Annotated in this window: 22 protein-coding genes, 3 tRNA genes and 3 pseudogenes; 24 read left to right on the plus strand and 4 right to left on the minus strand. The window is 33.8% G+C overall.

Translation table 11 applies throughout. The features are described from left to right. Positions 1 to 14: 14 nt before the first annotated feature. The 7 genes from mazG to I4N53_RS08280 all read left to right on the plus strand — a co-directional run bounded on the left by mazG (position 15) and on the right by I4N53_RS08280 (position 5,004). Positions 15 to 1,502: a nucleoside triphosphate pyrophosphohydrolase gene (gene mazG / locus I4N53_RS08250; protein WP_013150890.1), complete on the plus strand. Its 1,488-nt coding sequence runs from the start codon at positions 15 to 17 to the stop codon at positions 1,500 to 1,502. 79 nt (positions 1,503 to 1,581) lie between these two features. After that, positions 1,582 to 1,857, plus strand: a complete 276-nt coding sequence (locus I4N53_RS08255) for an HU family DNA-binding protein (RefSeq protein ID WP_003869740.1) — start codon at positions 1,582 to 1,584, stop codon at positions 1,855 to 1,857. Positions 1,858 to 1,913: 56 nt separating this feature from the next. Next, positions 1,914 to 2,159, plus strand: coding sequence for an RNA-binding S4 domain-containing protein (locus tag I4N53_RS08260; protein WP_012996047.1), 246 nt, complete (start codon positions 1,914 to 1,916; stop codon positions 2,157 to 2,159). A gap of 55 nt (positions 2,160 to 2,214) precedes the next feature. Then, positions 2,215 to 3,195, plus strand: coding sequence for a SpoIID/LytB domain-containing protein (locus tag I4N53_RS08265; protein WP_012996046.1), 981 nt, complete (start codon positions 2,215 to 2,217; stop codon positions 3,193 to 3,195). Between the two features lie 99 nt (positions 3,196 to 3,294). Continuing rightward, on the plus strand, positions 3,295 to 3,591 hold the full coding sequence (gene yabP / locus I4N53_RS08270) for a sporulation protein YabP (protein ID WP_012996045.1): 297 nt from the start codon (positions 3,295 to 3,297) through the stop codon (positions 3,589 to 3,591). Between the two features lie 107 nt (positions 3,592 to 3,698). Beyond that, positions 3,699 to 4,358 carry an extracellular solute-binding protein gene (locus I4N53_RS08275; protein WP_044018962.1) on the plus strand — a complete coding sequence of 220 codons (660 nt, stop codon included), beginning with the start codon at positions 3,699 to 3,701 and terminating at the stop codon, positions 4,356 to 4,358. Positions 4,359 to 4,374: 16 nt separating this feature from the next. Continuing rightward, positions 4,375 to 5,004, plus strand: a complete 630-nt coding sequence (locus I4N53_RS08280) for an MtnX-like HAD-IB family phosphatase (RefSeq protein WP_013150888.1) — start codon at positions 4,375 to 4,377, stop codon at positions 5,002 to 5,004. Positions 5,005 to 5,007: 3 nt separating this feature from the next. Here the strand turns inward: I4N53_RS08280 and I4N53_RS08285 are convergent, their stop codons facing one another. Continuing rightward, positions 5,008 to 6,627, minus strand: coding sequence for a putative manganese-dependent inorganic diphosphatase (locus I4N53_RS08285; RefSeq protein ID WP_012996042.1), 1,620 nt, complete (start codon positions 6,625 to 6,627; stop codon positions 5,008 to 5,010). Positions 6,628 to 6,704: 77 nt separating this feature from the next. Between I4N53_RS08285 and yabQ the strand changes: the two genes are divergently transcribed. From yabQ to I4N53_RS08320, 7 genes are all read left to right on the plus strand, one after another. Then, entirely contained in the window at positions 6,705 to 7,181 is a 477-nt protein-coding gene (yabQ, locus tag I4N53_RS08290) for a spore cortex biosynthesis protein YabQ (protein ID WP_214496021.1), read from the plus strand. Positions 7,182 to 7,252: 71 nt separating this feature from the next. After that, the gene (locus tag I4N53_RS08295) at positions 7,253 to 7,540 is read left to right on the plus strand and encodes a septum formation initiator family protein (RefSeq protein ID WP_214496022.1); all 288 of its coding nucleotides are present in this window, start codon (positions 7,253 to 7,255) and stop codon (positions 7,538 to 7,540) included. A gap of 87 nt (positions 7,541 to 7,627) precedes the next feature. Further along, a complete protein-coding gene (locus I4N53_RS08300) occupies positions 7,628 to 8,050 on the plus strand; it encodes a S1 domain-containing RNA-binding protein (protein ID WP_012996039.1) in 423 nt (140 codons plus the stop codon). An 80-nt stretch (positions 8,051 to 8,130) separates the two neighbouring features. After that, positions 8,131 to 9,036, plus strand: a complete 906-nt coding sequence (locus tag I4N53_RS08305) for a Ppx/GppA phosphatase family protein (protein ID WP_214496023.1) — start codon at positions 8,131 to 8,133, stop codon at positions 9,034 to 9,036. A gap of 96 nt (positions 9,037 to 9,132) precedes the next feature. Beyond that, positions 9,133 to 9,222, plus strand: a tRNA-Leu gene (locus I4N53_RS08310). Positions 9,223 to 9,226: 4 nt separating this feature from the next. Further along, positions 9,227 to 9,303 (plus strand) — tRNA-Met (locus tag I4N53_RS08315). A 7-nt stretch (positions 9,304 to 9,310) separates the two neighbouring features. Next, positions 9,311 to 9,387: transfer RNA gene (locus I4N53_RS08320), tRNA-Met, on the plus strand. A 113-nt stretch (positions 9,388 to 9,500) separates the two neighbouring features. On the opposite strand, the gene I4N53_RS08325 is transcribed toward I4N53_RS08320, so the two are convergent. Next, positions 9,501 to 9,725, minus strand: coding sequence for a hypothetical protein (locus tag I4N53_RS08325; protein WP_214496024.1), 225 nt, complete (start codon positions 9,723 to 9,725; stop codon positions 9,501 to 9,503). Positions 9,726 to 10,057: 332 nt separating this feature from the next. Here I4N53_RS08325 and I4N53_RS12435 point away from each other — a divergent pair. Continuing rightward, positions 10,058 to 10,153: pseudogene (locus tag I4N53_RS12435) on the plus strand (phosphohydrolase); the annotation flags it as partial. On the opposite strand, the pseudogene I4N53_RS08335 reads toward I4N53_RS12435, so the two are convergent. Continuing rightward, positions 10,118 to 10,584 (minus strand): annotated as a pseudogene (locus I4N53_RS08335) (transposase); the annotation flags it as partial. The pseudogenes I4N53_RS12435 and I4N53_RS08335 sit on opposite strands and share 36 nt — an antisense overlap. A 107-nt stretch (positions 10,585 to 10,691) precedes the next feature. On the opposite strand from I4N53_RS08335, the pseudogene I4N53_RS12680 reads away from it, so the two are divergent. The 9 genes and pseudogenes from I4N53_RS12680 (at position 10,692) to cysK (ending at position 18,244) form a co-directional block, all read left to right on the plus strand. Then, positions 10,692 to 11,046 (plus strand): annotated as a pseudogene (locus tag I4N53_RS12680) (type II toxin-antitoxin system MqsR family toxin). 13 nt (positions 11,047 to 11,059) lie between these two features. Continuing rightward, on the plus strand, positions 11,060 to 11,641 hold the full coding sequence (locus I4N53_RS08345; RefSeq protein WP_214496025.1) for a type II TA system antitoxin MqsA family protein: 582 nt from the start codon (positions 11,060 to 11,062) through the stop codon (positions 11,639 to 11,641). 137 nt (positions 11,642 to 11,778) lie between these two features. Continuing rightward, a complete protein-coding gene (locus tag I4N53_RS08350; RefSeq protein WP_013150885.1) occupies positions 11,779 to 12,192 on the plus strand; it encodes a copper amine oxidase domain-containing protein in 414 nt (137 codons plus the stop codon). 49 nt (positions 12,193 to 12,241) lie between these two features. Then, positions 12,242 to 14,215 (plus strand): PKD domain-containing protein, encoded by a 1,974-nt coding sequence (locus tag I4N53_RS08355; protein WP_255549800.1) that lies wholly within the window; start codon positions 12,242 to 12,244, stop codon positions 14,213 to 14,215. After that, complete coding sequence (locus tag I4N53_RS12445; protein ID WP_255549802.1) at positions 14,212 to 14,730, plus strand: hypothetical protein; 519 nt, start codon at positions 14,212 to 14,214, stop codon at positions 14,728 to 14,730. The genes I4N53_RS08355 and I4N53_RS12445 overlap by 4 nt, the downstream gene beginning before the upstream one ends. 105 nt (positions 14,731 to 14,835) lie before the next feature. Further along, positions 14,836 to 15,645 (plus strand): NAD-dependent epimerase/dehydratase family protein, encoded by an 810-nt coding sequence (locus I4N53_RS08360; protein WP_342897082.1) that lies wholly within the window; start codon positions 14,836 to 14,838, stop codon positions 15,643 to 15,645. 257 nt (positions 15,646 to 15,902) lie between these two features. Further along, complete coding sequence (locus tag I4N53_RS08365) at positions 15,903 to 16,151, plus strand: DUF2442 domain-containing protein (protein WP_214496026.1); 249 nt, start codon at positions 15,903 to 15,905, stop codon at positions 16,149 to 16,151. A 353-nt stretch (positions 16,152 to 16,504) separates the two neighbouring features. Next, entirely contained in the window at positions 16,505 to 16,846 is a 342-nt protein-coding gene (locus I4N53_RS08370; RefSeq protein ID WP_214496027.1) for a nucleotidyltransferase domain-containing protein, read from the plus strand. Positions 16,847 to 17,305: 459 nt separating this feature from the next. Beyond that, positions 17,306 to 18,244, plus strand: a complete 939-nt coding sequence (cysK, locus tag I4N53_RS08375) for a cysteine synthase A (RefSeq protein WP_214496028.1) — start codon at positions 17,306 to 17,308, stop codon at positions 18,242 to 18,244. 137 nt (positions 18,245 to 18,381) lie between these two features. Here cysK and I4N53_RS08380 read toward each other — a convergent pair whose 3' ends face one another. Continuing rightward, positions 18,382 to 18,516 (minus strand): hypothetical protein, encoded by a 135-nt coding sequence (locus I4N53_RS08380; protein ID WP_049766021.1) that lies wholly within the window; start codon positions 18,514 to 18,516, stop codon positions 18,382 to 18,384. Between the last annotated feature and the right edge of the window lie 176 nt (positions 18,517 to 18,692).

The following is an 18,692-nucleotide window of genomic DNA, read 5'->3' on the forward strand; positions in this document are numbered from 1 at the left end:
TTGAGGTGGTTATTGTGAATAAACTATATATAATAGGGCTAGGGCCTGGGTCGCCAGATTCTATTACACTGGGGACAATAGAGAAAATGAAAAATGCTGATAAAGTTTTTTTACGGACAGAAAAACACCCAATAATTCCTTTTCTTAAAGCGCAGGGAATTGTTTTCGACACCTTTGATAAAATATACGAAAAAAGTACTACTTTTGAAGAAGTTTATGAAAATATTGCTCGGGAAATAATAGATGTAGCAAAAAAATATCGAAAGGTTGTATACGCTGTTCCAGGGCATCCTTATGTAGCAGAAAAATCTGTGGAATATATACTAAACTTTTATAACAGTTATACCGATATATCAATAGAAGTTATTCCAGCTATTTCTTTTATTGATGCTATTATAAGTGAATTAAAGATTGACCCTATATATGGCCTAAAAATAATTGATGGTTTGTCTTTGGAGGTGCAAAAGCCTGATAAAAGATGTGCTAATATTGTTGTTCAAGTGTATGATAGATTCGTGGCTTCACAAGTGAAGTTAAAACTGGCAGAAGTTTATGGGGACAGTTATCCTGTAACTGTTATAAAAAATGCGGGAATTCCAGGGGAACAGGTAATAGAGACGATGCCACTTTATATGATTGATAGACTTGATTGGATTGATTATCTTACTTCTTTGTACATACCTCCTGTGCAAACACTTTTTCAAGAAAAGTATGATATATATGACCTTTTAGAGATAATGCGGATTTTAAGAAGTGAAAAAGGATGTCCATGGGATAAAGAGCAGACACATCAAAGCCTTGAAAAATATTTGGTGGAAGAGAGTTATGAGTTAATTGATGCGATTGAAAAAGAGTCTGAGGATAAAATGGCAGAAGAATTAGGAGATGTGCTTTTACAAGTTGTTTTCCATTCACAAATTGCGAAGGAGAGGGGAACATTCAACTTTGACGATGTAGTAGATGGCATATGCAAAAAGATGATTTGGAGGCATCCTCATGTTTTTGGGACAGAAGAATTGAAAACTTCTAAAGCAGTATTAGAAAAATGGGATGAGTTGAAAAAAGAGGAGAAGAATTTAAATTCTTATACGGAAGTTTTAAAAGATGTGCCAAGGTATATGCCTGCTCTTATGCGAAGCTTTAAGATTCAAGAAAAAGCTGCAAAGGTGGGCTTTGATTGGGAAAGGGTTGAGGATGCACTTTCTAAAATTTATGAGGAATTAGAAGAATTAAAGGAGGTGTATAAAGGGAAAGATAAAGAAAAGATTATTGAGGAAGTTGGAGATTTAATTTTTGCAGTTGTAAATGTAGCTAGATTTTTAGATGTAGAACCAGAAAGTGCAACTCACAACACCGTAGAAAAATTTATAAATCGATTTGAGTACATTGAAAAAACTGCAGCAATCAAGGGAAAAAAATTGAGTGAAATGACATTAAGTGACATGGACAAGCTGTGGAATGAAGCGAAGATGAATAATTTTAATAAAAAAAATGAAAAATAAGCGTAAATTAGCAGGATTTTTCGATTTTATGAAGAATAAAAATAAGAGTAAAATATTTTTAAACTAAGGAGGTATTGTTGTGAATAAGGCAGATCTTGTTGCGAAAATTGCAGAAAAAAGTGAATTAACAAAAAAGGATGCTGAAAAGGCATTAAATGCTTTCATTGAAGCAGTAGAAGAAGCATTGAAAAATGGTGACAAAGTTCAATTAGTAGGATTTGGCACATTTGAAGTAAGAGAAAGAGCTGAAAGAAAAGGAAGAAATCCTCAGACAAGAGAAGAAATAACGATTCCTGCTTCAAAAGCTCCTATCTTTAAAGCAGGAAAAGCGTTAAAGGATTTAGTGAATTCTTAAGAAAATCAGGTCTTTATGACCTGATTTTCTTACTTTTAAATGGGGGTAAAAAGCACATGAGAGTTGATAAGTTTTTGAAAGTTTCAAGGCTTATCAAAAGGCGTACGATTGCAAAAGAGGCCTGTGACAAAGGATTAGTTTTTATAAATGGCAAGCAAGCAAAAGCTAGTGACGAAGTAAAAGAACATGATATAATAGAGGTAAACTTTGGAAATAAAATTGTCAAAATAGAGGTTATAGACGTAAAGGAACATGCTTTAAAAGACGAGGCATACAAAATGTATAAATTGATAGAAGAATGAATGATTTGTGAAAATCCCTCAAATACTATAAACAAAAGTATAGGAGGGATTTTAATTGTATAGGAACATACTGAAATTAATTGCGGTGTTGGTAGCTTTGTTATTTGCCATGACTGCTTGCAGACCGCCTACAAAAAAACCAGAACCTGTCAGAACACCTCGAATGGAACTACCTAAAATACCCGCAAAAATCAGTAGGGGTGAAAATAAAGAACCCGTTCTTAAAGTTTATGTTGTACAAACAGGTAAAATTGAAAATATGCCTTTAGAGAAGTATGTTGAAGGTACAGTAGCAGGAGAAATAAAAAATTATTGGCCAATTGAAACTTTAAAAGCTCAGGCGATTTTAGCGAGAACATATGTTTTAAATTTTGTAAGTACTAAAAAGTCTAAATATCCAGGAGCCGATATATCAACGGATTTTGAGGAGGCTCAAGCTTGGAATCCTTCAAATGTAAATTCAAAAATAAAAGAAGCGGTAAAAGATACTCGAGGTATAGTTGTTGCCTATGACGGGAAATTTATAAATGCATGGTTTCACTCTCATGCAGCAGGACAAACTGCTTTAGCTAAAGAAGGCCTTAATTACAAAGAGCCAGAACCTCCTTATATTGTGAGTGTAAAGTCAAATGAAAGTCCTAGTGCGCCGGCTAATGTAAAGCATTGGACAGCTACTTTTACCAAAAGTGAAGTGATTAATGCATTGAAGAAAATGGGGCTTAATATAAACGATTTTAAAACTGTGAAAATAGGTGCAAAAGGGGCTTCAGGAAGAACTGTAACTTTTCTTTTTGACAAAACGCCTGTTAATGCTCCTGATTTTAGAATGGCAATTGGAAGTGAAAGGTTAAAGTCCACTATGATAGATGAAGTTTCTTACGATGGAAGTAAATTGGTGATAAAAGGAAGAGGGTTTGGGCATGGCGTAGGAATGTCTCAATGGGGAGCATATCAGATGGCTAAAGAGGGGAAAAGGGCAAAAGATATACTAAATTATTATTTTAAAGGCATAAATATAGTAAAAATTTGGGATTAAAATCCTCCGGAAGGAGGATTTTTTTGTTCTAAAAAAAGTACAAGATTCATAGATAAATAATAGTCTATTAAAAAGAGGGGAGGTTTAAAGAGGTTTAAAATGGAAGATAAAAGGAACTTTTCAAGAACAGGAAAACCTCATAATATTACAATTGAAAATAGAGAAAGAATCAGTATTTCTGGGGTAACAAATGTTGTAAGCTTTGACGAAGAAACAGTAATATTAGAAACGGATTTAGGAGTTTTGACGATAAGAGGTCAAGGGCTTCACATTAATAAATTGAACCTTGATGATGGACAAGTGTCAATTGATGGTGAAGTAGTAAATCTAAATTACAGTGACAAAAGTGGTCTTATAGGAAAATCAGGGGGGTTCATAGGTAGAATGTTTCGATAAGTCGCATGTTGCGGCTTATTTTGTTTTATGTACTCGATTTTAAAAAATTTAATTGTTATAATAAATTTGAATATTTTTGTGCAGAGGAGGTAGAAAGGTTGGAACAAATGAGTGATAGGGGAAAAAATTGGTTTAGAAACATGACTACAAAAGAAAAAGTAGAATATATATGGGATTATTATAAAGTTCATATTATCGTAAGTATATTAGTGATCTATTTGTTAGTTTCTTTTACAAGTAGTATTATTAATAGAAAGGATTACGTATTAAATATCGCTTTAATTGGCAAATATGTTGATTTTAATGGACAAAGTGAATTTTCTAAAAAAGTCACTAAAGAATTAATTGGCGATCCTTCTGGGAAAAAACAAACTTCTGTTGATTTTTATAGGCTTGTAAAAGGTCCAAATGGTAATCTTACTCTTGACCCTGCCTCAACTCAAAAATTAATGGCCAGAATAGGGGCTCAAGATATAGACGTCATTGTTTTAGATAAAAATAATTTTGATATATTGGCAAGACAAGGAGCTTTTTTGCGATTAGATAAGGTAAAAGAGTTAAATTTAACAAAGCTAAATGTAGTAAAAATAGAAGAAGATTCTGCTGAGGTAAAACCAGGTGTTTACGGTATATACGTTGGAAGGGGTAATAAATATTTAGAAGACCTGGAATATGACTATAGTGATAAAATTATTGCAATTATGTCGAATGGACAACACAAAGATTTAGCTATAAAATTTGTAAAATGGCTTTTGGATATAAAATAAAAGGTGGTGAAACGAATTGAAGAAGGTTTTTTTGATAGACTTTGATGGTACTGTTACCAAGGTTGATACTGTTGATTTAATGGTTAAAGAGTTTGCAAAAGATGGATGGCAGTATTATGAAAAGTTATGGGAAAAGGGGGAAATGTCTACTGAAGAATGTGCAATTGAAACATTAAAACTTATGGAAGTAGATGAGAAAAAGCTTTTAGATTTGCTTTACACAGTTGAAATAGATGATTATTTTATGGAGTTTTTAAATTTTTGCAGAGAAAAAGATTATGAAGTTGTAATAGTAAGCGATGGGTATGATTTTAATATAAAAACTATTATGAATAAATATGGTTTTGATGTAAAATTTTATAGTAACAAACTTTGGTTTGAGGATGGAAAAATAAAAGTGGATTTTCCACATAAAAGCAAGGATTGTGATAAATGTGGCATGTGTAAACTGGAAGTATTGAATAAATACAAAATTAGGGGATATTATGTAGTTTATGTAGGTGATGGATATTCAGACCTTTGCGTCTCTCAACATGCGGATAAAGTCTTTGCAAAGGGAGTTTTAGAAAAATACTGTAAAGAAAATGAGATTCCATGTACTTCTTTTAGAAATTTTGGCGATATTATAGAAAAGTTAAAGCGATAAACTTCAGTGGGTGTTTATCGCTTTAACAAGGGGTGGCAATACTTGTTTTTTTCTAGAGATGACATAAGGCAAATAAAAGCTGTTGTTCTTTATTTCAACGTTAAAAGCCCTTTGTAACAGCTCTTTGTTGTTTCCCACAAAAAGTATTTCGGAACCTTCATTTATTATGTCTGTCAACATAAGCAATAAAATATCGTAGTCTTTGTCTTTTTTCACTTTTTCCATAAAGTTTATAAGCTGTTGTTTTAATTCTCCCGCATCTGTAAGAGTGTTTACCTGACCTATGCCGATTTTATAATTATTTATTGTAAATTCTTTAAAATCTGTATAAAATATTTCTTCAACAGTTTTCCCTTCTAAAGAGGTACCTGCTTTGAACATTTCAGGTCCAAACTCATTTATGTCTATGTTGGCAATTTCTGCAAGTTTCTTAGCTGCTCTTACGTCTTCTGGTGTGCACGTAGGGGATTTAAATACAAGAGTATCTGATAAAATAGCAGCGCACATTATTCCCGCTATTTTTGGTTCTGGAATTAGCCCTTTTTCTTCAAAAAGTCGATTTATAATTGTAGCGGTAGAGCCTACAGGATGGTTTCTAAATAGTATTGGCTGCTCTGTTTCTATCGTCCCAATTCGGTGATGGTCAATTATTTCTAATATTCTTGCTTGTTCTATTCCTTCAACTGCTTGTGAGAATTCATTGTGGTCAACCATTATGACATTTTTTCTTTCATAGTCCAAAATATGTCGTCTTGCAAGCAACCCTACAACTTTTCCTTCTTCGTCGACAATTGGAAAGTTGCGGTATCTATATTTTAACATTACTTCTTTTACATCATCAATATAATCGCTAATTCTAAAAGTCACTAGATCTTCCTTTTTTATTACATATGATAATGGTATACTTTGGTTTAATAGTTTAACAGTGTCAAACGTATCTGGTACCACTTTTATAATAGTTACTTTGTATTGTTTAGCTAGTTCAAGAATTTTTTCTGAGACTTTGTTATTGCCAGTAATTATGAGAGCTTTTATTCCTTGTAAAATCGCAGCTTGTTGTATGTCGTCTCTGTCTCCAACGATTAAGATGTCTCCTTTCTTTATTCTTTTTAACACATTTTCTTTAGACATTGCAGCTACTAAAATGTCGCCTTCAAGATAATCTACATATCTTAAAGTTTCTTCTCCTTTCAAAGTAGCTAGTATATTGTCAATAGGGATTTTATACTTAGATAATTCATGAGAAGAAGAAAGATATGCTTTTGCTAAATCTCCTACTGTTGCAATTCCCATTAATTTGTTTTCCTCATCTACTACTACTATTGTTCTAATGTTTTTTTCCATCATAGTGTTCCATGCTTCAAACATGGAAGTGTTTTCTTTAAAAACGAGAGGTTTATCAAATTTAATGTCTTGTACTTGGGTATATACATTTTCAATAAAAATAGGTTCTTCTACTCCAAAATAGTCTAGCACAAATTTTGTCTCTCGGTTTATAGGACCTAATCTAACAGGTATAGCATTTATACCTTCAGACATACGCTTTAGATATGCATAAGCAATAGCCGAGCAGATAGAATCTGTATCTGGATTTTTATGTCCTGAAACATATACTGTTGTCATGATGCATCGCCCCTATTTTAGTTTCATTCTTGCTGCAGTAGATAAATATAATATAACAAGAAAAGGAGGGTATGTAAATGGTAATAACCATACAAAGTCAAATTTATGCATTTTTAGTCACAGTATATGGTGGTTTTGTACTGGGATTTATATACGATATTTTTAAAGTGACAAGGCAAGTTTTTAGGCTTAGAAAAACTTTTTCTAATATTGCCGATATTATATTTTGGCTTTTTGGGACAATTACTATGCTTTATTTTATGTATATAAGCAATTATGTTGAAATCCGGTTTTATAGTTTTTTGGGATTTGCAATTGGAATCATTCTTTATTATGTGTTGTTAAGTTATTTCATTACCCAAGCTTTAATTGGAGTTTTTGAATTTACAATAAAATTTTTAAGAAAGATGGCAGAAATTATTATATACCCTATTAGAATAGTAGTCAATTTTATTATTGTTCCTTATAGGTTTACAAAAAAAATTTTAACTTTGCCTGTCGCTTTTCTAGAAAATAATTTAACCCATTTTAAGATTTTCAAGAGAAAAAAATAAAGGATTTTTTAAAGAAATGTCGAATAAAAATTAATAGAAATTAATATGTATTGTGAAAGCAGGTGTTATGAGTGAAAAAACTAAAGAAGATGTTGTTTTTTGCCTTTATTGCATATATTGGATTTACCTTTTTTCAGCAGCAAGTTGTATTAGAGAAACTTGATAGTAGGTACAGGAATTTGAAAAATAAAGAAGCTGCTGTAATAAAAGAGAATAAGTATTTAAATGAATTACTTCATCAGATAAACAGTGAAAGTTTTATTGAGAATGAGGCAAGACAAAAATTGGGGTTGGTTAAAAAAGGAGAAATAATTTATGTAGATGTTTCGAAAACTAAGTTTCAAGTGACAAAAAAGTAATTTCAGAAAATTTATCTTGAAATGTTTTGTATCTTAATATATAATAAACTCATTAATAAAATTTTTAAAGGGAGGATCTTTGTTTATATGCCATTTGAAGTTGGAGATGTTGTTGAGGGCACCGTGTTAAACATTACAGACTTTGGAGCATTTATTCAGCTACCGGAAGGCAAAACTGGGTTGGTGCATATTTCGGAAGTTGCTAATACCTATGTAAAAGATATTAGGGAGCATTTGAAGGAGCATGATAAAGTAAAAGTAAAAATATTGTCCATGGATTCTAGTGGAAGAATAAGTTTGTCAATCAAAAAGGCTTTGCCTAAAAATAATAAAGAAAGAGAGCCAAAGGATTTTGTATGGCAGAGCAATAGGAATTATAATACTAATAGTTCCTTTGAAGAGAAATTGCTTAAGTTTTTGAAAGATTCAGATGAGAGACAGCAACAGCTGCGAAAGAATTTTGATTCCAAGAGAAGAAACACAGGCTATAGAAAAAGCAATGGATATTAACTTCGGGTTATGCCCGAAGATTTTTCATAAAAAGAACAAGAAATTTTACAGGTTTTTACCTGTGATAGTTGGGGGTTATTATGAGAATTTGTGCGATTGATATAGGGACAAATTCGGTACGCCAACTTATATGTGACATAGATAATGGAAATATAAACAAGATACAAAAAGATGTTGAAATAACTCGACTAGGGGAAGGAATTTCCAAAACGGGGAAGTTAAATAGTAATGCTATACAGAGAAGCATTGAAGTAATTGAACACTTTGTAAAATTGGCCCAAGATAAAGGTGCAGAAACTATATATGCTTTTGCAACATCTGCGATGAGGGATGCTAAAAATAAAGACGCTTTTTTTGAGCAAATTGGAAAACTTGGGTTAGAGGTAGAAATCATAGATGGAGAAACAGAGAGCTTGTTTGGATATATGGGAGCAGTGATGGGAATTAATAAGAAAAATGCACTGGTGTTAGATATAGGAGGAGGAAGTACTGAATTAGCGTACAAAGGTAATGAATTTAAAAAGGAAAGCTTCGATCTTGGAGCTGTGAGACTTACTGAAAAATTTATTAAAAATGACCCTCCTACAGCTGAGGAATATGATGAAATCAGGTTGCATATAATAGATACAATGGTAAATTCCATTAATAAATACAAAGAAGCTGAAAATATCATTGGAATAGGAGGAACTATAACAACACTTGCTGCCGTTTCACAGCAGTTGGAAATTTATTCTCAAGAAAAAGTTCATGGATATCTGCTAAGAAAAGAAGAAATTAAAAAGATTTTAGATAAATTTATGTCTGTTACATTGACAGAACGGAAAAAAATTCTTGGATTGCAGCCCCAAAGAGCTGATATAATAATTGCTGGAACTGCTATATTGTTGACCATATTAGAAATGCTGTGTTTTAAAGAAATAACCGTTAGTGAGTGGGATAACCTGGAAGGAGCAGTGTTGTGTAAATTTGGAAGATTTAAGTTATAAAAAGGGACTTTTCATTTGGAGTTGCAGAAATGGGTAAAAAAACTATTGACTTAGAGATATAGATATAATATAATAATACTGTCTCAAGGAGATAATGCCGGAGTGGCGGAACTGGCAGACGCACAGGACTTAAAATCCTGCGGGCCCTAAAAGCCCGTACCGGTTCAAGTCCGGTCTCCGGCACCAATGTCGCGGGGTGGAGCAGTCCGGTAGCTCGTCGGGCTCATAACCCGGAGGTCGTAGGTTCAAATCCTACCCCCGCAACCAAAAATATGGCGGCGTAGCTCAGTTGGCCAGAGCATGCGGTTCATACCCGCAGTGTCGGTGGTTCGAATCCACTCGCCGCTACCAGCCATGCGCAAACTGTATCGTCTATCGAAAGCCTGAAATGGGCTTCAATTCTATCACGGTAGACGATTATTTTATTGATATATGTTGGTAAAATTTGTTTAATTTTGTGAGGGTCACCCGCTTCCAACACTTCTTTGTCTTTTAAAAGGTACTGTCTTATTTTTTCTTCTGTTATAAAAGAAGTGTCGGGTAAGCTGCTTATTTCCTTTATTCTCATTTCTTTGTACCTTTATTGAATATGTATTTGCTAGTATACTTCTCTCTTCAATGCTTTCTTCTCGCTGATTATCGCTGGAGTACCTTGCGTATACAACAGCTCTTACTTCTGCTTTAGCCATGAGAAATCCCCTCCCGAAATTTATTCAGCTTTTGTAAGATATTCTAGTATTTCCTCTGATATTTCATCTGCTTTATTTTCCAGCTCTAAATTTCCAAAACCTCATTGGCAGCGAAGAGTATCTGACAAGAGTGTTTGAAGTTGGCAAAACAGTGGAATACAGAATTGTTTACACAGATGCAGAGGGAAACAAAATAGATTGGTCTGATGTGGTTGAAGCAGTAGGAGCAGGTCTCTACTCTTGTTAAAAATAGCGAAATAAGTGTTGACCCTGCTGGTGAAGGTTTTACTGAAGCCAAGATTTTGAGCTTACCCTTTCCTATGAGTGTTCCTCTTTCGCCCTTTGAAAAGAGAATAATACAACTTCACCCTTCAAAGGGTGCTGAATGGCTTAGAGAAAGAGACTTTCTTGAAGAAATTACAGCTGTTTGTCTGTTTTAAATTTTTTCTCTGGAGATAAATATTAATTTCAAGGACCTCGACGGAATTGAAATATCCACCCGTTTTTATGCGGATTTTCTCGATCAGGCTGTTGACACTTTCTACAACATTAGTGGTATAAATATGTTTTCTTAAATGTTCAGAATATTTAGTAAAGGCTAAATAATACTCTGCTTTTCCATAAGGAGATTCATATAACGACTGTATTTTTCTTTGAATATATTACAAAGATTTTGAAATTTAAAAGCAGTCTCATCAAATGAAGAAGAGAGCTTTATTTTGTTGAGTTCTTTGTTAAATTCTGCAGCATCGGCTTTGGTCATGGATTTACGAATATTTCTTTGAAGATGGACAAAACAGAGCTGGTGGTCAGCATAAGGATATACAGCCTTGACTGTTTCAATTATACCTGGGAAATCATGAGGTGGGTTTCCTTAGCAGTTACAGAATTTTATAAAAAATACTATCAAATGATTGCAAAATTATTTAGAGTGTGATAAAATACTGAATGAAAGGAGTATATACTATGGCCCAAATTGAGGAAATTAAAAAATTCCTCAATGATGTTAAAGAATTGATAAAAGCAGGTGCTTTTGTTTTTGTTCCTCGTAAGAAAAATATGGATTCAATTAAAGAAGCTGGCCTAACAGTTAAGCATGTTAAAGAGATTATTTTAGACTTAACTTACAAAAATTATTATAGAAGGTCCCAATGAGGATTTAGGAAGCAACAGGGAAGGCTTTGTATGGGAGTTTGGGTATGATATTGAAGGAACAGACTTTTACATAAATCTTAAAATTGAGCGAAGAGGAGAAAAAGAATGCTTGGTGTGTCTTTCTTTCCACAAAGCAGAACAGCCGTTAGTTTATCCGTATAAGTGAGGAGGTGGAAAATGTGAAGAAATTTTGTCCTGTCTGCGGCACAGAGCGGGAAACAAAGGTAATTGAAAAAGAAGAAATATCAACTGTTAGAGGAGATGAAATAAAGGCATTGGCAAAGATAAGGGTGTGCAGTGTTTGTGGTGAGGAGCTGTTTGATGAGGAGCTGGAAGAAGAGAATATACAGAGGGTCTATGATATATATCGAAAAAAGCATGGTATACTCTCACCTGAAGAGATAAAAGGTATTAGAGAAAGTTATGGGTTAAGTCAAAGAGCTTTTGCCAAGCTTTTAGGTATAGGCGAAGCTTCTATTGCGAGGTATGAAACTGGAGCTTTGCCTGAAAAATCTTTGAGCAACATGATAATGCTTTTAAAGGATCCTAAAAATATGGAGAAGCTTCTTGAGAAAAATGAAGATGTTTTAAGCCAGAGAGAAAAAGCAAGACTTCTGCGGAGATTAGAAGAAATGAGCGAAAGAATAAAAGCTATAATGATTCCGGAAGAGCTTTATAAATTATTAGAAGAAAGGGCTAAAATAGAAGGGAAAAATGCTGATAAATTTGTTGAAGATGTATTAAAAAGAATTGTTATATAAAACAAAAATATATGGATATTTTGTAACAATTTAGTATTAACAGGATTCCGTGGCAAGAGACAAAATATAGAGATATATTACTTCAGTACTTCTATAACAGATGGGAAGGATTAAAAGACCCTGCATATAATAAGTATTTGATTGACCCTAGATGGAATGGTTATACAGTAGGTTGTATATACTGGTGGGATGGCGTAGATGTATGGATAGGTAAGGACGATATTACTGTAAGATATGAACTTAAAGAATATAATAAAAAACTGCCCACAAAAGTTATATCAGATAATGGTGTTGCAATGATACCGCTTCGAGGCGTCATGGAAGAATTAGGAGCAGCTGTTGATTACAATGCTAAAACTCAGCAGATAACCATAAAAGATAAAGGTAAAACTGTGGTGCTGAAAATAGGTTCTGATACGGCACTGGTAGACGGCAGAGCAGTTAAAATGCCAAGAAAAGTATATGTGAAAAATGGATACACAATGCTGCCTTTAAGATGTGTTGCTGAAAATTTAGACCATGCAGTAGAATTTAGATCCACCATCACTTAAAATTGGAACAACAGGAGATGTAAATGCTACTATAGATGCGACATCTTCTATGTCAAGCGGAACAGGTCCTTATTCAGCAAGATTCTGGCTTCAGGTAAACGGAACAGATTTATTAGGTTCTGATGGTACAGCAGTAAGAGATTTAAATTCTCTTTCGCAGGCGAAATATACAAAGTTAATAGCTAATGCAAAACCTGGAGATAAAGTGTGGGCGAAAGTACGTGTTTATGACCAAAGTATAAACAAAACTTCAGAAGCAGAGATTGCGAAAGTAATTGGACAGTATGAGGATGTACCTACTCCGGAGCCGACACCACCTCCTGCACCAGAGCCTGTACCTCCTGTTGCAGTGATAAATGCTCCTTCAGAAGTGATTCAGGGTGATGATGTGTATATAAGCTCTGGGAGCTATGACCCTGATGGAACTATTGTCAACTACAGCTGGAGCATTATTCCTTCAAGCGGCGTAGTAGGTACTCTTTCAGGTGAAAGCGGTACAGTATCTTTTGACAAAGTAGGAACATACACAGTAAGGCTAACGGTAACAGATAATGATGGGTTAACAGATACGGCACAAAAAACTATAGAAGTAAAACCTGCAGTACCTAAAGCATTTTTTGACTACACGGGTGCTCTTAAAGAAAATAGAAAAGTAGTTTTAGATGCGTCAGGCAGCTATACATCACCGAAGTATCCAATGGTATGGGATGCAACAGAGTGGGAGATAACACCTGCAAGCAGCGGCTTGACACAGAATGACATAAAGATAGTACCTTCTACAGATATGAAAACAAGAACGGTTCTTTTTAAGAAAGCAGGAGACTATAGAGTAAGAGTAAGGGTAAAAAATAGTGCAGGAAATTATTCTGACTGGTATGAAAGGACATTAACTGTTGTAGAAGATTTACCTCCTGTTGCAGATTTCTTTGTAATGACCACTGCTTTGAGGGACCCTTCAAACGGCAATATGGCCAAAATAGATCTTATAGATGCTTCCTATTCTCCAGATGGTGATAAAATAGTGCAGAGAATATGGAAATATAAGTATGACAGCAACAACAACGGCAGTTTTGATGATGAGCAGTGGATAACTTTGGACAGTGGCAATAATACTCACCCAGTACTGTATGCAAAAGATGTAGGAAAGTATTTATTTGAACTTTCAGTTAAAGAAGATTTTGGAGAAGAAACCATACCTGAGTTTATATCTCCTTCGGATTATAAAACCAGCGATACTTCAAATAAGCCGATGAAGGATAAAATATGTGAAGTGATAAACTTACAGCCTGTTGTGGATTTTGAAATGTATGAAAAGAAAAAAGCAGAGTTAGTTATAAGGGTTGGTAAACTGAACAATTATGATGCAAGGGTAAAACAACTGGAGGATGGAATAAATAATTTGCTGATACCTCTTTTAAACAGCAAAAACATTGATGCAAAAGTGATAGACAGTGACTTTGGGACAGGAACTTGTGGAGGAAATACGAGTATACTAGTTTTTAATGACCTATCTTTCTTGGATTACAACGATAATAATGCAAAAACAAAGTTTGCAAATGCAATAAATCAATTATCTTCAAAATTAGTAATTGCAGGGCAGACAACATTTCCTGCATCACAAGCAGATGGGCTTATAAGCTTAATCACTAATGGTGGATTTAAAGTTATTGATAACAGTATAAGCAACCAACTGACTGCTATTGCAGAGTATATTGCAAAAGACTTAGAAAACCAGCAAAGGATAATTGAAAAATATGTTGTACTGGGCGAACCAATTGAGATAAAAACTTACTACAACGACCCAGAAAACGACCCGAAGTATGAGGAGAGATGGATGTACCTTCACGACCCAAACTACTTTGAAAACAGCTTAGGTCTTGCGAGCTTTAACGGACAGTACCTGAGTTCTCCTGTAACTGTCTTTGATAAGGTTGGAAAATATGAAGTGGAATATCAGGCAAGAGATAATCCAAAAGATGGTGATAGATTTGACAACTACAGGCTTGGAGCTACAAGCCTTTGAGCAGCATGTATATATATATTCACAGAAGGCCTATTGCCCAGTTCGCTGTAACAATGACCCCAAGCGGCTCAAACTACATTATCTCAATTACAGACCAAAGCTATGACCTAGACCATATGTCACTGCCTAACAAAGGTATACAGGCATGGGAGTGGAAGTGGAAAGAAGTAAATGAAATAGCATGGCATAATGGAAAAATGTCAGGGACATTCCCTGTAGGAAAAACTTATTTAATATATCTTAGAGTCCAGGATTTAGAAGGAGCATGGAGTGAGCCAAAAGTACAGACAATAACGACGCAGAATATAAATTTACCGCCTGTTGCACAGTTTACTGTAAATCCTGTTGTTCAGGTTGTAAACAAGACAATCACAATAGTTGATCAAAGCTATGACCCTAATGGAGATGCCATTGCAGAACGGCAGTGGAGAGTGCAGAAGCCGGATGGGACATGGATAAACTACGGCAGCACTGTACCTAACAATATACCTTCGTTAGGAAAGTTTTGGGGCTGATAATAGCTTTGTTGTTTTGCAAACCCTGGTAAACATACTTGTAAATTAGAGTAGGAAATGTTAAAATAATTCAAAATGGGATAGCAAAAAAGGAAGGAGAATATAGTGATTATAGTTACTGGTGGAACAGGTCATATTGGAAATGTTTTAGTGAAGAGATTGTTAGGAAGGGGTTATAAGGTAAAAATAATAGTACCTCCAGGTGAAAATTTAACCTCTATATTTGGCTTGGATGTTGAAATTGAATTTACAGATGTTCGAAATAAAACTTACCTAGTTGATTGTTTCAAAGGGGCCGAGGTTGTATTTCACCTTGCAAGCCTTATTTCAATTTTTACAAAAGATAAAAGAGTGTATGACGTAAATGTGTGTGGAACAGAAAATGTAATAGAAGCGTGCATAAAAAATAATATAAAGAAACTTGTTTATGTTAGTTCGGTCCATGCATTAAAAGAAGAACCTAAAGGAAAAGTAATTAAGGAAAACAAAGATTTTAATCCGGCTTACGTAAAAGGTGATTACGCAAAATCAAAAGCAATTGCTACAGCAAAAGTTTTAGAATCACAAAAATTAGGTATCGAACCTATTGTTGTTCACCCTTCAGGAGTTATTGGACCTTATGATTATAAAATTTCTTTTATGAATCAGGTTATAATTAATTATTTAATGGGAAAATATAAGTTTTTAATAGAAGGTGCCTATAATTTTGTTGATGTAAGAGATGTAGCAGAAGGTATAATACTGGCATGGGAGAAAGGGAAAGCAGGCGAAAATTATATTCTTTCGGGAGAAGTAATTACTATAGAAAAGCTGTTTTCTTATCTTGAAGAAATAACAGGAATAAAAAACCTCCTATTATTAATAGATATATTGGTGAGTTTTTTTCATACTTTGCTGACATTTACTATAAAATAACAAAAGGAAAACCTACATGTACCTCTTATGCTATTTATAGTTTAAATAGTAATTCAGATTTCACTTATGGAAAAGCTAAAAAAGAATTAGGATATAATCCGAGACCTATAAAGGAAACAATATATGATACAGTGCTTTGGCTTAAAGAAAGAAGTTTAATTTAGTCGTTGAGTGGGCTAGTAAATATCAACGTGAACTGCTAGAAGATGTGGGAAACTCAAGTATTTCGAAAATTGCCTGGATTGAAGTGATGAAAAATGTATAAAGTTGTAAGCGTAAAAGCAACAGATGATTATAAACTGATTGTTGTTTTTGACAATAGAACTGTGAAAGAATACGATATGAAGCCAAAACTTAATGAGTGGCCATTTGAGTTATTGAAAAACAAAGCCTTTTTTAAAGCGGTAAAAGTTGATGCTGGGGGATATGGTGTGAGTTGGAATAGTGAACTAGATTTGAGTGAATATGAGCTTTGGAAAAATGGTAAAGAAATTAAACTAGTTTAAATTTGTTTAAAGGAAAGAGAAGAATAAAAATATTGACAGTATTTTTGACATCACATCTCTAGTTGTAGGATTGTTCATTGTAGTTAATACACCCAAAGCCATAACAATTAAAGTAGAAATTGCAAATTTTAAAATAGAGATAAGTTAAAAAAAGAATAGGTAGCTCACATCTACCTATTCCCACATCCCACATATCTATGACACCCGAAGTGTCCTTTTATCTATTATATCACATCTTTTAGAAATTGAACCAATGAAATAAAAAATCAAAAAGACGGAAGTGATGCCTTACGAAATAGTCACGATTTGGTATAATAGAATAAAAGATAAAACTTAAAATTGAGGTGTTTTTTATGAGCAGAATAAAACAGTTAAATCGTGAGCTTACAAGAATTGTAGATGTGCTAATAAGGGAATATCAGCCTGAGAAAATAATATTATTTGGTTCATTAGCAACAAAAAAAATAAATGAATGGAGTGATATTGATTTAATAGTCATAAAGGATACTAATAAACTTTTCTATGAAAGATTAGAAGAAGTTGTTAAAATTGCTAAGCCTACTGTTGGCACGGATATTATAGTGTATACCCCGAAGGAAGTAGAAGAAATGAAAGAAAGTATGTTTTACAGTGAGGAAATATTAAAGAAGGGAAAGGCTATTTATGAAAGAAGCAAAACAATGGCTTGTCATTAAAACAGCTGAAAAAGCAATGGTTTACGCTAAGGAAATTTTTTCTTATTGTAAAAGTGTAATTTAGGGTTCTGCATAAAATACAAAAGTACGTTCATAATTGAGAGCGGTTCGCTAATGTGGTACCATTTTTGTACAAAGGAAATGCTGGTGACATATGTTTCTACCAAAGTTTCTGTAAAGGAGATGAAAAAAGCGATTATTTTGAGTTAGAGTATGAAGTGTAATATCTCTCTCCTTTTAAAGCTGTTTACATCACCGCCAATAGGCATGATGTGGACAGCTTTTTTGTTATTCATTAGACTTACTTGTTAGCTTCCGCAAATTGATGTCACTATAAGCAATGATAAAATAACAATATTAACGTATATCTATTGACATTGATATTGGATTGTGATACCTTTAAAAGAGAAATCATATAATTCCTATCTAAATACTCGGAATTAAAAGGAGGCAAAAATTATGTCTGAAAGACAAAACAAAATTTATGAGGATATAGCCCAGCTTATAGGCAATACACCTATGGTTAAGTTAAATAGGATTGTTCCAGAAGATACGGCAGAGGTCATAGTAAAATTAGAGTCTTTTAATCCTGGTGGAAGTGTTAAGGATAGAATTGCATTAAATATGATAAAAAAGGCTGAGGAAGAAGGAAGATTAAAACCTGGTGGGACAATTGTTGAAGCTACCAGTGGAAATACAGGTATTGGTCTTGCGATGGTCAGTGCTGTAAAAGGGTATAGGTTGATTCTTGTAATGCCTGATACTATGAGTATAGAACGGAGGAATTTACTTTTATCCTATGGAGCAGAGCTTGTTTTAACACCCGGTGCAGAAGGCATGAAAGGAGCTATAAAAAAGGCACAAGAAATTTTGGAATCAAATCCTGACTATATAATGCTAGATCAGTTTAAAAATCCTGCGAATCCAGAAATACATGAACTTACAACGGCAAAAGAAATATTAAAAGATACAAATGGGATAGTGGATGCATTTGTAGCAGGTGTAGGCACAGGGGGAACAATATCTGGAGTAGGGAAAGTTTTAAAGCAATATAACAAAGATATAAAAATTGTTGCAGTAGAACCAGAGGAATCTCCTGTATTGTCAGGCGGCGAACCTGGACCTCATAAGATACAAGGAATAGGAGCAGGATTTGTTCCTGATACACTAAATCTTGACGTTATCGATGAAATTATAAAAGTAAAAGAGAGAGATGCTTTTGAGATGTCAATGAAACTTGCAAAACAAGAAGGAATTCTTTGCGGTATTTCCTCCGGGGCAAATGTTTTTGCGGCAATTGAAGTTGCAAATCGCCTCGGGAAAGGAAAACGAGTTGTAACAGTACTACCTGATACTGGGGAAAGATATTTAAGTATGCACAAATTTTTTGAATATTGAATGCCATAATGAATTTAATCCTGTTCATTGCTTTAGTTGTATAACTGCCAGGATAAATAGTATTGAAGGAGTAGTTTTAGAAAGTTTTGGCTATAGAAAAAAGAGAGTGTAAAATTTGCACTCTCTTTTTTTACAGATTATTTTGCAGAGTAATAGCATCTTTTAGGAGACATTATTAAATCTTCTTTTTTTAATTCTTTAATAGCCTTTTCAACTTCTTTTTTGTCAAGGCCTGATTTTTCCACAATATTACTAGGACGCAGTTGTGGCATCCATTTTATTTTTCCTCCTTAATACACATTACAATTTTATATTGATTACGATTCCATTATGATATCAATTCTTATTTTTGACAAAGACTTCTAAAATAATTTTTTAATGATAAAAATTTCAGCGCGAGCGTACCTTAACTTGGCAATTTCTAATGCTTCATTATTAGGATCTGTAT

It is taken from the genome of Thermoanaerobacter sp. CM-CNRG TB177 (assembly GCF_018588165.1).
GTDB classification, from domain to species: Bacteria; Bacillota; Thermoanaerobacteria; order Thermoanaerobacterales; family Thermoanaerobacteraceae; genus Thermoanaerobacter; species Thermoanaerobacter thermocopriae.

Bases quoted from the DNA above. Each gene is read 5' to 3' on its own strand.
- I4N53_RS08260 (WP_012996047.1), top strand. From the start codon at position 1,914: ATGAGAGTTGATAAGTTTTTGAAAGTTTCAAGGCTTATCAAAAGGCGT.
- I4N53_RS08300 (WP_012996039.1), top strand. From the start codon at position 7,628: ATGCCATTTGAAGTTGGAGATGTTGTTGAGGGCACCGTGTTAAACATT.
- I4N53_RS08325 (WP_214496024.1), bottom strand. From the start codon at position 9,725: ATGGCTAAAGCAGAAGTAAGAGCTGTTGTATACGCAAGGTACTCCAGC.
- I4N53_RS08380 (WP_049766021.1), bottom strand. From the start codon at position 18,516: ATGCCACAACTGCGTCCTAGTAATATTGTGGAAAAATCAGGCCTTGAC.
- I4N53_RS08355 (WP_255549800.1), top strand. From the start codon at position 12,242: ATGTCAAGCGGAACAGGTCCTTATTCAGCAAGATTCTGGCTTCAGGTA.
- I4N53_RS08275 (WP_044018962.1), top strand. From the start codon at position 3,699: ATGAGTGATAGGGGAAAAAATTGGTTTAGAAACATGACTACAAAAGAA.
- yabP (WP_012996045.1), top strand. From the start codon at position 3,295: ATGGAAGATAAAAGGAACTTTTCAAGAACAGGAAAACCTCATAATATT.
- cysK (WP_214496028.1), top strand. From the start codon at position 17,306: ATGTCTGAAAGACAAAACAAAATTTATGAGGATATAGCCCAGCTTATA.
- yabQ (WP_214496021.1), top strand. From the start codon at position 6,705: ATGGTAATAACCATACAAAGTCAAATTTATGCATTTTTAGTCACAGTA.
- I4N53_RS08305 (WP_214496023.1), top strand. From the start codon at position 8,131: ATGAGAATTTGTGCGATTGATATAGGGACAAATTCGGTACGCCAACTT.
- I4N53_RS08365 (WP_214496026.1), top strand. From the start codon at position 15,903: ATGTATAAAGTTGTAAGCGTAAAAGCAACAGATGATTATAAACTGATT.
- I4N53_RS08370 (WP_214496027.1), top strand. From the start codon at position 16,505: ATGAGCAGAATAAAACAGTTAAATCGTGAGCTTACAAGAATTGTAGAT.
- I4N53_RS08285 (WP_012996042.1), bottom strand. From the start codon at position 6,627: ATGACAACAGTATATGTTTCAGGACATAAAAATCCAGATACAGATTCT.